15 protein-coding genes are annotated in these 14,296 nt (G+C 65.0%); 10 read left to right on the forward strand and 5 right to left on the reverse strand.

All coding sequences use genetic code 11. The features are described 5' to 3' along the window. Positions 1–15: 15 nt before the first annotated feature. On the reverse strand, positions 16–939 hold the full coding sequence (locus AKN84_RS13095; protein WP_244485070.1) for a ketopantoate reductase family protein: 924 nt from the start codon (positions 937–939) through the stop codon (positions 16–18). A gap of 170 nt (positions 940–1,109) precedes the next feature. Between AKN84_RS13095 and AKN84_RS13100 the strand changes: the two genes are divergently transcribed. Together AKN84_RS13100 and AKN84_RS13105 are read left to right on the forward strand one after the other, a co-directional pair. Further along, positions 1,110–1,925 (forward strand): ABC transporter ATP-binding protein, encoded by an 816-nt coding sequence (locus AKN84_RS13100; protein WP_050421110.1) that lies wholly within the window; start codon positions 1,110–1,112, stop codon positions 1,923–1,925. Next, entirely contained in the window at positions 1,925–2,710 is a 786-nt protein-coding gene (locus AKN84_RS13105; protein ID WP_050421111.1) for an ABC transporter permease, read from the forward strand. Before AKN84_RS13100 ends, AKN84_RS13105 begins: the two co-directional genes overlap by 1 nt. Here the strand turns inward: AKN84_RS13105 and AKN84_RS13110 are convergent. After that, positions 2,631–3,548, reverse strand: a complete 918-nt coding sequence (locus AKN84_RS13110) for a helix-turn-helix transcriptional regulator (protein ID WP_128970730.1) — start codon at positions 3,546–3,548, stop codon at positions 2,631–2,633. The genes AKN84_RS13105 and AKN84_RS13110 overlap by 80 nt on opposite strands. Before the next feature lie 92 nt (positions 3,549–3,640). Here AKN84_RS13110 and AKN84_RS13115 point away from each other — a divergent pair, with 92 nt between their 5' ends. Together AKN84_RS13115 and AKN84_RS13120 are read left to right on the forward strand one after the other, a co-directional pair. Further along, complete coding sequence (locus AKN84_RS13115; RefSeq protein WP_050421112.1) at positions 3,641–4,531, forward strand: SDR family oxidoreductase; 891 nt, start codon at positions 3,641–3,643, stop codon at positions 4,529–4,531. Positions 4,532–4,550: 19 nt separating this feature from the next. Continuing rightward, entirely contained in the window at positions 4,551–5,276 is a 726-nt protein-coding gene (locus AKN84_RS13120; RefSeq protein ID WP_202814683.1) for an SDR family oxidoreductase, read from the forward strand. Positions 5,277–5,394: 118 nt separating this feature from the next. Here AKN84_RS13120 and AKN84_RS13125 read toward each other — a convergent pair whose 3' ends face one another. Continuing rightward, complete coding sequence (locus tag AKN84_RS13125; protein WP_050421133.1) at positions 5,395–6,720, reverse strand: 4Fe-4S binding protein; 1,326 nt, start codon at positions 6,718–6,720, stop codon at positions 5,395–5,397. Positions 6,721–7,022: 302 nt separating this feature from the next. Continuing rightward, the gene (locus tag AKN84_RS13130) at positions 7,023–7,472 is read right to left on the reverse strand and encodes a cupin domain-containing protein (protein WP_050421114.1); all 450 of its coding nucleotides are present in this window, start codon (positions 7,470–7,472) and stop codon (positions 7,023–7,025) included. 182 nt (positions 7,473–7,654) lie between these two features. Between AKN84_RS13130 and AKN84_RS13135 the strand changes: the two genes are divergently transcribed. From AKN84_RS13135 to AKN84_RS13145, 3 genes are all read left to right on the forward strand, one after another. Next, a complete protein-coding gene (locus AKN84_RS13135; protein ID WP_050421115.1) occupies positions 7,655–8,680 on the forward strand; it encodes an ABC transporter substrate-binding protein in 1,026 nt (341 codons plus the stop codon). Positions 8,681–8,695: 15 nt separating this feature from the next. Beyond that, entirely contained in the window at positions 8,696–9,397 is a 702-nt protein-coding gene (locus tag AKN84_RS13140; RefSeq protein ID WP_050421116.1) for a hypothetical protein, read from the forward strand. A gap of 204 nt (positions 9,398–9,601) precedes the next feature. Beyond that, positions 9,602–10,534, forward strand: coding sequence for a division plane positioning ATPase MipZ (locus tag AKN84_RS13145; RefSeq protein WP_050421117.1), 933 nt, complete (start codon positions 9,602–9,604; stop codon positions 10,532–10,534). Positions 10,535–10,541: 7 nt separating this feature from the next. On the opposite strand, the gene AKN84_RS13150 is transcribed toward AKN84_RS13145, so the two are convergent. Then, complete coding sequence (locus AKN84_RS13150) at positions 10,542–11,108, reverse strand: RidA family protein (protein WP_244485071.1); 567 nt, start codon at positions 11,106–11,108, stop codon at positions 10,542–10,544. A gap of 232 nt (positions 11,109–11,340) precedes the next feature. Here AKN84_RS13150 and AKN84_RS13155 point away from each other — a divergent pair, with 232 nt between their 5' ends. The 3 genes from AKN84_RS13155 to AKN84_RS13165 are packed head-to-tail and all read left to right on the forward strand — an operon-like array spanning position 11,341 to position 14,156. Beyond that, entirely contained in the window at positions 11,341–12,651 is a 1,311-nt protein-coding gene (locus tag AKN84_RS13155; protein WP_050421119.1) for an ABC transporter substrate-binding protein, read from the forward strand. 21 nt (positions 12,652–12,672) lie between these two features. Further along, positions 12,673–13,446: an ABC transporter ATP-binding protein gene (locus AKN84_RS13160; RefSeq protein WP_050421120.1), complete on the forward strand. Its 774-nt coding sequence runs from the start codon at positions 12,673–12,675 to the stop codon at positions 13,444–13,446. Positions 13,447–13,451: 5 nt separating this feature from the next. Further along, the gene (locus AKN84_RS13165; RefSeq protein ID WP_050421134.1) at positions 13,452–14,156 is read left to right on the forward strand and encodes an ABC transporter ATP-binding protein; all 705 of its coding nucleotides are present in this window, start codon (positions 13,452–13,454) and stop codon (positions 14,154–14,156) included. Positions 14,157–14,296 lie beyond the last annotated feature (140 nt).

Here is a 14,296-nt window from a genome sequence, read left to right on the forward strand (position 1 = left end):
CGCGCGGCCGCCTGCCTACGCAGGTGTGCCCATCGCATAGGGCTTCAGCACCGCATAGAGGAAATCGTGCGTCGGGGTCGGCACGCCGAGCTTGCGGCCGAGCTCGACCACCTTGCCGTTCAGCCAGGGCAGTTCGAGCCGGTTGCCGCGCTCGAGATCGAGCGCCATCGACGCCTTCATCGCCGGCGGCGCGTGTCCGATGAAGTCGAGCACCTTCGCGAGCGGGTCCGGCGGCAGCGTGATGCCGCTGGCGTTGGCGATGGCGATGATCTCCTCGCAAGCCGATACGAAAAGCGGGCGCAGATCGGGATCGTCGCGCAGCCTGCCGATCGGCTGGCGCGTGACCGCGGTCATGCCGGCATTGGTGGCGAGGCCTACGAACTTCATCCAGAGCTCGGTGTTGATCTGCTCGCTCAGCGTCGCATCGAACCCGGCCTTCAGGCAGAGCTCGAGCAGCGCCTTGCCTCGCGGCGTGATCCGGCCGTCGAGCTCGCCGAAGATCATGCGCATGAAGGTGCCGACCTGGTTGATCACGCCGGGCTTGATGATCGAGGCCGAGATCTGCGCCACGCCGCCCATCACGGCGTTGCGGCCGAGGATCGGGCTCAGCCGGTCGGGCGCGTCGATGCCGTTCTGCAGCGGGATCACTGCGGTATCGGCACCGACCATCGGCTTGATGTGCGCGCCGGCGCTTTCGACGTCCCACAGCTTGACGCAGAACAGCACGATATCGACCGGGCCGACGCTTGCGGGGTCGTCGGTCGCTTGGGTCGGGACCAGATGGGATTCGCCGCGGCCGCCCTGTATCTTGAGGCCTTCGCTGCGCATGGCGGCGAGGTGGGCGCCGCGCGCGATGAAGGTGACGTCGGCGCCGGCATGTGCGAGGGCCGCACCAAAGCCGCCGCCGACACCCCCGGCGCCTACCACTGCGATCCGCATGATTGTCTCCTTGTCTACCGCGTTGGCCCGCAGCCTCGACGATGTTGTTGCAATGCGCAACCCGATTTGCGTGAAAACCGCGTGACCACGGCCTGCGCCATCTTCATGCGTTGAACTTGCCGGCCCGAACCGGTAAGCCATCTCCGAAAATTTCGGGAGGAATCGTGGCGATGACGGAGCCGACGGCGGTCGCGCTTGACGGTGCGACGGTGGCGTTTCGGTTGGCGGATGGACGGGTCTATACCGCGGTCGAGCAGGCCAATCTTGCGGTCGATCATGGCGAGTTCGTTGCCATTGTCGGGCCGACCGGATGCGGAAAGTCGACGCTGCTCAACGTCACCGCGGGGCTGTTGAAGCCCGCCGCAGGAACGGCGCGGATCTTCGACAAGCCGCTGAACGGCCTCAACCGCGACGCCGGCTACCTGTTCCAGGCCGATGCACTGTTCCCCTGGAAGACCGCGATCGACAATGTCGCGATCGGGCTCGAGATCCGGGGCACGCCGCGCACTGAGGCGCTCGCGCGGGCGCAGAAGTGGCTGACCTCAGTCGGGCTCGGCGCGTTCGCGGGCCGGTATCCGCACATGCTGTCCGGCGGCCAGCGCAAGCGCGTGGCGCTGGCGCAGGTGTTGATCCGCGATCCGAAGATCCTCTTGATGGACGAGCCGTTCGGCCCGCTCGATGCCCAGACCCGGCAGATCATGGGCAATCTGCTGCTGGAATTGTGGACCGCCGACCGCAAGGCGGTGCTGTTCGTCACCCATGATCTCGAGGAGGCGATCGCGCTGGCCGACCGCGTCGTGATCATGTCGGCCGGCCCCTCCGCGCGCATCATCGGCGACTGGCCTATCACGCTGCCGCGGCCGCGCGACATCGCCGAGATCAGGATGGAGAAAGATTTCCACGCCCTGCATCGCGAGATCTGGGGCGTGCTGAAGGACGAGGTGATGAAGGGCTATGTGCAGTCGACGCAGGCGGGAGCCGCCTGATGTCGCGCGTCACATTGATGGCCCTGCAGGTCCTGGTCGCGGTCGTCACGCTGGCGCTGTGGCAGGTCTTTTCCACCGTGCCGGTGTTCGGCAAGGTGCTGCTGCCGCCGTTCTTCTTCTCCAACCCGGTCGACGTCTTCAGCCAGATTGTAAAGTGGTTCTCGACAGGGGTGATCTGGAAGCATCTTGCGATCACGCTGTGGGAATCGATCCTCGCCTTCGTGATCGGCTCGGCCGGCGGCATCCTGGTCGGCTTCTGGTTCGCATGGCAGCCGCGCGTCGCCGCGGTGTTCGATCCCTATGTGAAGATGGTCAACGCGCTGCCGCGCGTGGTGCTGGCGCCGATCTTCGCGCTGTGGTTCGGGCTCGGCGTCTGGTCCAAGGTCGCGCTCGGCGTGACCCTGGTATTCTTCATCGTGTTCTTCAATGTCTATCAGGGCGTCAAGGAAGTGCCGACCACGGTGCTCGACAATGGCCGCATGCTCGGCATGAACGAGCGGCAGCTGATGCGCCACGTCTACTGGCCGTCGGCGCTGTCCTGGATGTTCTCCTCGCTGCACACCTCGGTCGGCTTTGCCGTGGTCGGCGCCGTGGTCGGTGAATATCTGGGCTCCGCGGCAGGTCTCGGCTATCTGATCCAGCAGGCCGAAGGCGTGTTCGACGTCGCCGGCGTGTTCGCCGGCATGTTCGTGCTGTCGGCCTTCGTCATCCTGATCGACATGGCGGTGACGGCGGTGGAGAAGCGGCTCCTGGTGTGGCGGCCGACGGCAGCAGCGCGGGACTAGGCCTTCGCAGGCGCAGCTCCATCAGCCCGCGGATCTTCTCCGTCACCTCGGGGTCGATCGGATTGTAGACGATCATGCTGAGGTCGGATCGGCCGTCGACGGCGAAGGCCGAATATTCGAACTTGACCGGGCCGAGGATCGGGTGCCGGAGCTGCTTGACGCCCTCGCCATGGGTGCGCACGTCGTTGTCGCGCCACAGCGCCGCGAATTCCGGGCTGAGCCGGCAGAGTTCGTCGACGAACGGTTGAACCTCCGCCGCAGCGCCGGCACGCATCGCGTCGACCCTGAAAGCGCCGACCACGAAGCGCGCCACGCTGGCCCAGTCGTGTTGCGCGGCACGGACGCGCGGATCGAGGAACATGAAGCGCAGCACGTTGCGCTCGCGCGGCGGCAGAGCGCCGTAATCCGTCAGCATCACCGTCGCGGCCCGGTTCCAGGCGACGATGTCCCAGGTCGCGGTCCTGATCACCGCGGGGCGCGGCTCCAGCGCATCGAGCACGCGTTGCAGTCGCGGCGTGACGCCTTCGCTTCGTTGATAGCGCGCCTCGGGGGTGCGGCCGAGGCCGAGCAGGAACAGGTGCTCGCGCTCGACATCCGTCAGCATCAGCGCCCGCGCGATGCGGTCGAGCACGTCGGCCGACGGCGCGCCGCCGCGGCCCTGTTCGAGCCAGGTGTACCAGGTCGCTGAGATGTTGGCGCGCTGCGCCACTTCCTCGCGGCGTAGCCCCGGGGTGCGTCGCCGCTCCGGCGGAAAGCCGAAGGTCGCCGGATCGAGCTTGCTGCGGCGGTCCTTCAGGTAGGCGCCGAGCAGGTTCTCATGCGCGAGCGGTTCGCTCATCCTGTTAGTCGTTATACCATGATAAGGTCACTACTTTACCAGGATAGCGCGGCGGCCCAGATTTGTCTCCAGCAAAACCTGGAGACTTGCTGATGCGCGTGTTTGTCACTGGAGCCACCGGCTGGGTCGGCTCGGCCGTTACCAATGATCTGATTGCCGCCGGCCACAAGGTGCTCGGCATGACCCGTTCCGACAAGGGTGCGGAAGCGCTCGCCGCCGCCGGCGCCGAGGTGCATTACGGAACGCTGGAGGATCTCGACAGCCTGCGCAGCGGCGCCGGGCAGGCGGATGCGGTGATCCACTGCGCGTTCAATCATGACTTTTCGAAGTTCGCGCAGAACTCCGAAGATGACCGGCGCGCCATCGAGGCGTTCGGCGCCGTGCTCGAAGGATCGAACCGGCCGCTGATCACCACGTCGGGCGTCGCGACCATGGCGCAAGGCCGCGTCGCCTCTGAGGAGGATGCACCGCATCCGCCTTCGCCCGCTCTGCCGCGCATGACCGAAGCGGCCACTTCAGCGGTAGCCGCGCGTGGCGTGCGTGCAGGTGTCGTCCGCCTCGCGCCGTCGGTGCATGGTCACGGCGATCACGGCTTCGTGCCGCGCCTCATCGCCATCGCGCGTGAGAAGGGGGTCTCCGCCTATGTCGGCGAAGGGCTCAATCGCTGGCCGGGCGTGCATCGTCTCGATGCGGCCCGCCTCTATCGTCTCGCGCTCGAACGCGGCGTCGAAGGCGGCCCGTTCCATGCCATCGCCGATGAGGGCGTGCCGTTCAAGTCGATCGCCGAGGTGATCGCGCGCCGCCTGAATATTCCGCTGGTGTCGAAGTCGCCGGAGGAGGCGCTCGATCATTTCGGCTTCCTCGGCAGGTTTGCCGGCGCCGACGTGCCGGCCTCGAGCGCGCGGACGCGGTCGCGGCTCGACTGGCAGCCGCAGCAGGCGGGGCTGCTCGCCGACATCGATCACCCCGCTTATTTCGCGTAAGGCGCGGCGGAGCACGACCATGACAGACGCCATGATGTCGCTCGCCGGCAAGCGCGTGGTTGCAGTCGGAGGAACGTCGGGGATCGGCTTTGCTGTCGCCGCGCTCGCGCGGGAGCGCGGCGCTGACGTGGTGATCGCCTCCAGCAATGCGGCCAATGTCGATGCGGCCGTCGCGCGGCTGCCGGGATCATCGGGCCGCACCGTCGATCTGCGCGACGAAGCCGGAGTGTCGCGCTTCTTCGAACAGGTCGGCGGCTTCGATCACCTTGCGGTCACGGCGGGCGATCAGGGCCTCCCGGCATTCGGCGCCGTGCGCGATCTCGATCTTGGCGTCGCGCGCGAGGCGCTTACCCTCCGCTTCTGGGGTTCGCTCGCGGCGGTCAAGCACGGCAGCCGTGTGATCGCGCCGAACGGATCGATCACTCTGACCGGCGGCCTGCTGGCGCATCGTCCGCAAAGGGGCATGCCGTTCGTGACCGCGGCGGCGGGCGCGATGGAGAGCCTCGCCCGCGGCCTTGCCGTCGATCTCGCGCCGGTCCGCGTCAACGCCGTGTGCCCGGGACTCATCCTCACCGAGCGCGTCAGGCAGATGCCGGAGGAGAGGGTGCGCGGCTATGTGGCAGGCTTGCCGTTGCCGCGTGCGGCCTCGCCGGAGGAGGCGGCCACGGCTTATGTCTATCTGATGTTGAATGGCTACATCACCGGGCAGACGCTTGCGGTGGATGGCGGCGGCCTGTTGGTGTGAGCGGCGCGCTCGGAGCGAGAAGAGATCGTAGGGCGGATTAGCGCAAGCGTAATCCGCCGAAGTCGCGCAACGAAGATGGTGGGTTACGCCTTCGGCTAACCCACCCTACGCACGTTGCTCAGAGCGGGAAGCACCGCATGTAGGCTGCGAACAGTTTTTCGTCGCTGCAGCTCACCAGTCCCGAGGCGATCGCATCGGCAAGATCGAGGTCGCGGTTTTGCACGCGCAGCCAGGCCTGGCTGTCGGCGGTGACGGTCAGGGCCGCCTCTCCGACATGACGCCCCGGCACCACCTGCAAATCCCGGCCCTTGATCGCGACCGTCATGTCCAGCGCGCTCGCCCCGGTGAAGCGCAGATGCGTGACGAAATCCAGGCCGCGCGCCCGGCCGCGCTGAAATCCGAGCGAGAGCGAGAAGATGTAGGCCTGGATGCTGCCGGTATGCCGGCCGGACGTGACATGCTGCATCTTCTTGTGCGGAAAGCGCCGCGTCACCGTGTCCTCGGCGTCGGTATCCGGGAGCACGTAGACGAACTCGTCCTTGTCGATCAGCGGCTGCACCACCTCAGCGAAATGCGCGTCGCGATCGCTGAGGAAGGGCCCGATCACATCTTCGCCGGCCGGACAGGCCGAGATGCAGTAGGCCGCCTTGTAGCCCGGCTTGAACGACAGCGATTGCCAGATGTTCAGCGTCTCGGTGCGGGGCACGCGGGCGCGATAATCCCTGGCGTCCTTCGAATCCGCGACCTTCTCCACCCACTGGGTGAAGTTGCCGAGAAAGTCGTGATAATTGTGGGTGTGGCAGGACAGAAAATCGAAGCCGCCGTCCGGCTTGATGGCGCCGACCGGGCAGGCGGCAACGCACAATTTACATTCCAGGCACGGATTGTAGTCGATCGGATGGTCGTGGGCGTCCACCTCGCATCCGAGCAGGACGGTGCCGAGCAGGACGAAGCTGCCGAATTTCGGGTGGATCACGCTGCGATGGATTCCCATCCGGCCGAGCCCGGCTTCGACCGCGATCGGCTTGTGCTGGACCATCATGATCCTCGGCAGGTCCATCTCCATCGGGAAGGCGGCGACTGAATTGCAGGCCGGGATGCCGTGCTCGTCGAGCGCGCGAACGATGGCACGGGCGGTCTCGTTGACGTGATCGTAGGTGCCGTGGAATTCCTCGTTGGCGACCGAGCGCGACGGCGAGCGCACCGGCTCACGGTTCATGTGGCAGGCGATCGCGAGCAGCGAACGCGTCCGGCCATAGACCTTCCGAATGAAGTCGCGCTGCGGCGCGATGGCTGCACGGTCGAACTCGATGATGCCGACATCGTCGGCGCCGCACTCCCGCGCAATCCGCTTGAGCAGTTCCGATGACACCGGGACGTCGTGGACGTGCTGGCCGCTGCGCGCCCGCACAGCCCTGACCGTGGGGTGATCGTCCAGGCTCATGGTCCTGATCTCCATGAAATGACGATCGTAATATTATGGAGTGACAAGGCGTGAAGCAAGTAAATTATCTGTCGGTCGTCATGTAATGGAACCGGGCGTGCGCTGGCGGCGGCTCACCGTCATTGCGAGCGAAGCGAAGCAATCCATCCCTCGGCATGTGCGGACCGATGGATTGCTTCGTCGCTTCGCTCCTCGCAATGACGGCAGAACTGTAGGGCGGGTTAGCGAAGCGTAACCCGCCGATTTGGCGTGACGCAGGAAGGCGGGTTACGCCTTCGGCTAAACCGCCCTACGCAGCTTGATCAATCCAGCAGCTTGGTATCGTCGGGCGCCTGCGGCGGCGTCTTGATCGCGATTGCCTTGAACGGGCGGCCGTTCGGCTTGGTGCCGCCATGCGGCGTGCCCTTCGGGATCACGATCAGGTCGCCCGGCTTCACCGTCACTTCCTTGTCGCCGAGCCACACCGTGCCGGTGCCCTCGAGGATGAACTGCATCTCGTTGGTGTTGGGATGCATGTGCTTCGGCACATTGCCGTCCTGGATCGACACGGTGGCGCCGTCGGCGGAGACGAATGTCTTGGAGCGGAAGCCTGTCTTGTTGGCATCGCCGAGCCTGTCGCCCTCCATCTCGCCGGTGTGGATGACCTGCGCGGTGATGCTCTCGGCCGCGAGCGCCGGCCGCAGCAGATGGGTGACAGTACAGCCGGCGGCGAAGGCGGCGGCGAGCGACAGCGCGGTTGCAATACGATTCATGAAGGCCTCCCTTGGTGTTTCCCTTGAAGTATTCTTGGTGGTTCTATTCTTGGTGCTTCTTCGGCGTTTTCCTGTATCCACGATGCTATGCCGTGGCCGCAGGCTTGACCAGATACCGGAAAGTCGCCTTCTCAAGGCAGGCCTGCTCCTCTATCTTGCCGGCCAGTCGAACGGAGGACGTCATGAACAAATGGCTTGGCAAACTTGCCGGAACGCTGCTGGCGCTGACCCTGACCACGGGCCTTGCCGCGGCGCAAAGCAAGATCACCATCGCGGTCGGTGGCGGCGCCTGCCTGTGCTATCTGCCTACCGTGCTGGCCAAGCAGCTCGGCGAATATGACAAGGCCGGGCTCGCGGTGGAGCTGGTCGACCTCAAGGGCGGCTCGGACGCGCTGAAGGCCGTGCTCGGCGGCAGCGCCGACGTCGTTTCCGGCTATTTCGACCATTGCGTCAATATCGCCGCCAAGAAGCAAGAGATGCAGGCCTTCGTGGTCTATGACCGCTATCCCGGCCTCGTGCTGGTGGTCTCGCCGAAGCACACCGGCGAGATCAACTCGGTCAAGGATCTCGCCGGCAAGAAGGTCAGGGTCAGCGCGCCCGGCTCCTCGACCGACTTCTTCCTGAAATATCTGCTGAAGAAGAACGGCCTCGATCCGTCCGGCACCGCCGTGATTGGCGTCGGCCTCGGCGCCACCGCGGTGGCTGCGATGGAGCAGGGCCAGATCGATGCCGCTGTGATGCTCGATCCCTCCGTCACCGTGCTGCAGGGCAGCCACGCGGACCTCAAGATCCTCAGCGACACGCGCACCCAGCACGACACGCTCGCGGTGTTCGGCGGCGAATATCCGGGCGGCGCGCTCTATTCGACCACCGCCTGGGTCAACGGCCACGACAAAGAGGTGCAGGCACTGACCAATGCGATCATGGCGACGCTCGCTTGGATTCATTCGCATTCCGCCGAGGACATCATGGCCAAGATGCCGGAAGACCTCGTCGGCAAGAACAAGGAGCAATATCTGGCCGCGCTGAAGAACACGATCCCGATGTACTCGGAAACCGGCAAGATGGATCCCAAGGGCGCCGAAGCGGTGCTCGCGGTGTTCAGCGAGGGCTCGCCCGAGGTCGCGAAGGCCGGTATCGACGTCACCAAGACCTACACCAACAAATTCGTCGATCAGGTCAAGAAGACGACCGGAAACGCGAAGTAAACGCGCACGGACCATATGGAGTCTCCACTCATTTGCCGCGTCACTGCGCTCGACCTCGCATTGGCGCGGCGTGCCTGGCCGTTCGCCGACGAGCGGCGCGCCGAGATCGACGCGCATTTCGCCGAACAGCAGCGGCTGAACCCGAACCTGTGGAACGGCCGCGTCCTGCTCGGGCGCGATCCGGTGTTTGCCGGTGCGCGGCTCAGTGCGAGCTATTTCGAGACCGATTTCGCAAGCTTCCTGGCCTGGCGCGATTGGGGCTTTCCGGACAAGGAGGTCTTCAACGGTTTCGGCATGGGCGCGCTGCTCTCGAGCGACGGCGCCTTCGTGTGCGGGGTGATGGGCGAGCAGACCGCGAATGCCGGACGGATCTATTTTCCCTCCGGCACGCCCGATCTCGACGACATCAGGGGCGACACGGTCGACATCGCGGGCAGCGTGATGCGCGAGCTCGAGGAGGAGACCGGGCTCAAGCCGTCGGATTGCCGCGGCGATGCCGACTGGCACTGCATCTACACTGGCGTCGCGCTCGCGATGATGCAGATCCTGCGCGTCGACATGCAAGCTGACGCGCTACGCGCAAAGATCGAGGACAACCTTTCGCGCCAGCAAAATCCCGAGCTCGCCGGCATCCATCTGGTGCGCAGTCGCGCCGATCTCACCCCCGCCATGCCGCGCTTCGTCACCGCGTTCATCGAGACGCAGCTGCCGGCATAGCCTTGGCCTCCGCTGCTGGAGGCAGGCCGAACATCGCAAGAGCACGTCCCAAATCGACGCAAATGACCTGAGCCGGACCAACCGGATCACGAGTTCGAATCTGTCCGGACGCCATTTCGGAACTTTTGCCACGGCTCGATTGGAACGGAGCGCCGTTTATCGCATTCATTTCTCAGTGGTAATTGCAGACTTGCCAGGCTTGTGATGCTGTACACGGCACCGATCGCAGTGCCGGGGGCGCCACACGTGATCGTCATCGGGAATGAGAAGGGTGGCTCAGGAAAGACGACGATCGCGATGCATCTGGCTGTCGCGCTTCTGAAACAGGGTCAGCGGGTCGGCACCATCGATCTGGACAGCAATCAAAGGGCTCTAACGCGCTACATCGAAAACCGGCGCATCTGGGCCAACCATCGGCGGATCAAACTCGAAATTCCGCTGCATCGTTGCGTCCGGCGTGCCGAAGGCGCGAAGCTGGACGACAATGAGGCTGCCGAATTGGCGGCTTTCGGGGAGGCGGTCTCCAGCCTCAGGGGATCTCTCGATTTCCTGGTGATCGACACCCCTTCAACGGATACTTACCTGATGCGTCTCGCCCACCTCGTGGCGGATACGCTGCTGACGCCCGTCACCGACAGCTTTCTTGACCTCGGCACGCTGGCCTCGACCGATCCCATCACGCACGAGGTGACGGGAACCGGTCACTATGCGGAGTTGGTCTGCGACGCCCGCAGGCGACGCCTCCAATTTGACCGGAGCCATACCGATTGGGTCGTCATCCACAACCGCTCATCGGCGCGCCGGCTGGTGCGGCGGAGTCTTTCCCAAGCAGGAACCAGGCTGGCGTTCAGGCATCTCGGAGGTTGTTCCGAGCGAAACGTGTATCGCCGGTTCTCCGCTTCCGGGCTCACCGTCCTCGATGCACTGGACGAAGCAATCCTCGGTGAGCGGCCGGATCGGTCGCACCGATTGGCTCAACAGGAGATGTGTCATCTCATCGAGATGTTGAGGCTGCCGATCAGCGAGCGCGCACGCCGGAGGGCCGCGGCGCGCGCGGAGTGGTTTGTGTCGGCACATACGCCGCTTGATACCGGGGACCTGCTGGTTGATGAAATTGCCGATCCACTGCCGGAGTAACGGCGGATCATTCGGCCACTTCAACGACCATCTCGACCTCCACGGCGTTGTTGAAGGGAAGACCAGCCATCCCGACAGCAGATCGCGCGTGTTTGCCGGCTGCCTCGCCGAAGACCTCCACCATCAGATCGGAAAAGCCGTTTATGACTTTCGGCTGATCTCCAAGGCCGTCGGCGGAATTGACCATCCCGAACACCTTGACCACGCGCTTGACGCGATCGAGGCTTCCAAGTGCGACGCGTACCTTCGCCAACATGATCAGGCCGACCTGGCGGGCGGTGTCATAGCCTTCCTGCACGGTGAGGTCCTTGCCAACCTTGCCCTTGTACTTCCAGTCCGCGGCCGGAGTGTTCCCTGCGAGGAAGAGCAGATTGCCAACCCGGACCGCATCGACGTAGTTGGCGACCGGTGTCGGAACGGGCGGCAGGGTGATGTTCAACTCCTTCAGCCTGGCCTCGGCGGACGGTGAATTCTGCGCCACCGCACCCGACGAAGCAGCAATCCACGCTCCCAATCCAAGTACGCACGCACCCAACCACGAAATGAGTCTCGCTCTGCAAAGCATGTGAGTCATGTGTCGCCTCCTCCAATGACAATTACTTCGCAGCCCTCAGGATAAGGCAGAAACAGCAAAGCTGCCTTCCGTAGTTCTCCGGTCTGAAAAGTCGTCGACACCGTTCCGCCGAAACTTTGCGCAAGCCTGCGCCGTGGCGACGCAGCCATCGCGCTTGACATCATCGGCCGCTCCCCCTGTGATAGGGCGGCACGATAAAAAAATGCAGTGCACAATCTCTGGGGAGGGATGCATGCCGGTCAGGAGGGTTGCCCGCTGGCTCGCGGGTCTGTCTGTCGCCGTCGCGACGCTCGGCGTGGCCGCACCCGCGCAGGCGCAGGACAAGAAGATCAAGATCGGCGTGATCTTCGATTTGACCGGTCCGCTGGCCGGCGGCGGCTCCGAGCTGCAATATACCGGCGTCAAGATTATGCTCGACCATTACGCCAGGACCGGCGTCGAGGGGTACAAGGTCGAGGCGGTCTACGCCGACGCGCAGAGCAAGCCCGATATCGCTATCAACGAGGCCGTCCGCCTGCTCGAGCAGGAGAAGGTCGACATGGTGATGGGCTTCTTCTCCTCGGCGCAATGCGTGCCGGTGGCGGCCCGGGTCGACCAGATGAAGAAATTCATGTGGATCACGACCTGCATCTCCTCGGGCGTGTTCGACGGCAAGAACTACAAATACGTGTTCCGCCCGCAGGCCGCCGGCAACCAGTACGGCATGATGACGACCGACTTCATTGCGCAATATTCGCTGTCGAAGTTCGGCAAGGAGCCGAAGGACCTGCGGGTTGCCATCATCCATGAGGACGGCGCCTATGGCGTCGACGTCGCCAAGGGCAACGAGGCCGGCGCGAAGAAGGCGGGCTTCAACGTCGTGCTCAAGGAAGGCTATTCGGCGACCGCGCCCGATCTGTCGGCGCTGGTCACCAAGCTGAAGCGCGCCAAGCCCGACGTGATCTTCCACACCGGCTACAATCCGGACATCACCCTGCTGTTCCGCCAGGCCCGCGAGCAGGGGCTGAAATTCGGCGCGATCGTCGGCCACGGCGCCGGCTATGGCGTCTACGAGAAGCTGAAGGAAGGTCTCGGCGCCGACGCCAACTATCTCTTCAACACCGACCCGATCTCGATCTGGCTTGCCAACCAGAAGACCATGGACCCGAAACTGCCGCCGGTCATCAAGATGGTCGGCGAGGAGTTCGACAAGCTCAAGCCGGGCGTATCGATCCGCTCCGCCCATGTCGGGATCGGCGCGGCCAACGCCTATGTGTTCCTCGACGACGTGCTGCCGCGCGCGATCAAGAAGTATGGCGGCGTCGATCCGGATGCGCTGCGCAAGGCCGCGCTCGACACCGACATTCCCGAAGGCGGCACCATGCTCGGTTACGGCGTGAAGTTCTACGGCGAGGGCGAGCAGTACGCCGGGCAGAACGCGCGCTCGTTCCCGGTGGTGCTGCAATATATCGACGACAAATCCTATGTGGTGTGGCCGAAGAGCCAGATGCAGCGCGAGACCGAGCTGCCGCTGCCGGCCGGCACCACCTACAGCTACAAATAGCTCGCTCGCGAAAGGGACGCCGTGCTCGCCGTAGAAGGCCTGGTCAAGCGGTTTGGCGGCTTTCGCGCCGTCAACAACGTGTCGTTCCGCGTCGAGGAGGGCGAGATCCTCGGCCTGATCGGCCCGAACGGCTCGGGCAAGAGCACGATCTTCAACATGCTCTCCGGCACCTTGCCGCCGACCGAGGGCTCGATCCTGTTCGACGGCCGCGAGATCGCGGGCCTCGCCCCGCATCGGATCATCGTCGGCGGCATCGGCCGCACGTTCCAGATCCCGCGGCCGTTCCATCGCCTCAGCATTTTCGAGAATGTCGTGCTCGCCGGCTTCTACGGCCAGGGCCGTCACAGCCGCGCCAAGGCCGAGGAGGCCGCCGAGCGTGCGCTGGCGATGGTCGGCCTGCCGACCGATCGCCATGCCAGCGTCGAGGGCCTCGGCGCTGCGGGATTGAAGAAGCTCGAACTGGCGAAGGCGCTCGCCACCGGTCCAAAGCTGCTGCTCGCGGATGAAAGCCTCGGCGGGCTCGACGAGGCCGAGATGGACCAGGCCGCCGACATGCTGCGCCGAATCCGCGACGAACTCGGCATCACCATCATCTGGGTCGAGCACATCATGGGTGTCTTGATGCGCGTGGTCGATCGCGTGATGGTGCTGGATCACGGCGAGAAGATCGCCGAGGGACTGCCGGCGGATGTCGCCGGCGATGCCCGGGTGATCGAGGTCTATCTCGGCACCGATGCGGACGCGAGCCTGGCGGCTGCGGCCGCGGCGCAGGCGCGCCGCCGGATCGGGGCGTGAGCGGCATGCTGGAGCTGAAATCGATCGATGCGGGTTATGGCAGCTTCCAGGCGCTGTTCGACGTCAGCCTCGACGTCAAGGCGGGCGAGGCGGTCGGCGTGATCGGCCCGAACGGCGCCGGCAAGACCACTTTGATGCGCATTATCTCCGGCTTGATCCGCCCGATCAGGGGCACCATCGCGATGGAAGGCGCCGACGTCGTCGCGACGCCTGCGCACCGCATCGTCAGCCTCGGGATCGCGCATGTGCCGGAAAACCGCCGGCTGTTTCCGCGGCTCACCGTGGCGGACAATCTGAAGATGGGCGCCTACATGCCGGGCGCCCGTGCGCACTATGCCGAGCGGCTGGAGTTCGTGTTCGAGCTGTTCCCGCGGCTCAAGGAGCGCCTGCAGCAGATGGCCGGCACCATGTCGGGCGGCGAGCAGCAGATGTGCGCGATCGGCCGGGCGCTGATGTCGAACCCGAAACTGCTGCTGCTCGACGAGCCCTCGGCCGGGCTCGCGCCGGTCGTGGTGCAGCAGGTGTTCGAGCTCGTCAAGCGCATCCGCGCCTCAGGGCTGACGGTGTTGATCGTCGAGCAGAACGTGCAGCAGGTGCTGCGCGTGGTCGATCGCGCCTATCTGCTGGAAGCCGGCAGCATCCGCGCCGCCGGCACGGCAGCTGAGCTCGCGGCCAGCGACACCATCAAGCAGGCGTATCTCGGGGTGTAGGGGATGATGACGATATCGGAAAGTGTTGCGGCATCGGCGGTTCACCTCTCCCCTTGTGGGAGAGGTCGATCGCATCGCCAGATGCGATCCGGGTGAGGGGTTACGCTCTCTCGTGGGACCTGTTGCCCTCACCCGGCGCT

Origin of the sequence: Bradyrhizobium tropiciagri, assembly GCF_001189845.1 — a bacterium.
GTDB classification, from domain to species: domain Bacteria; phylum Pseudomonadota; class Alphaproteobacteria; order Rhizobiales; family Xanthobacteraceae; genus Bradyrhizobium; species Bradyrhizobium tropiciagri.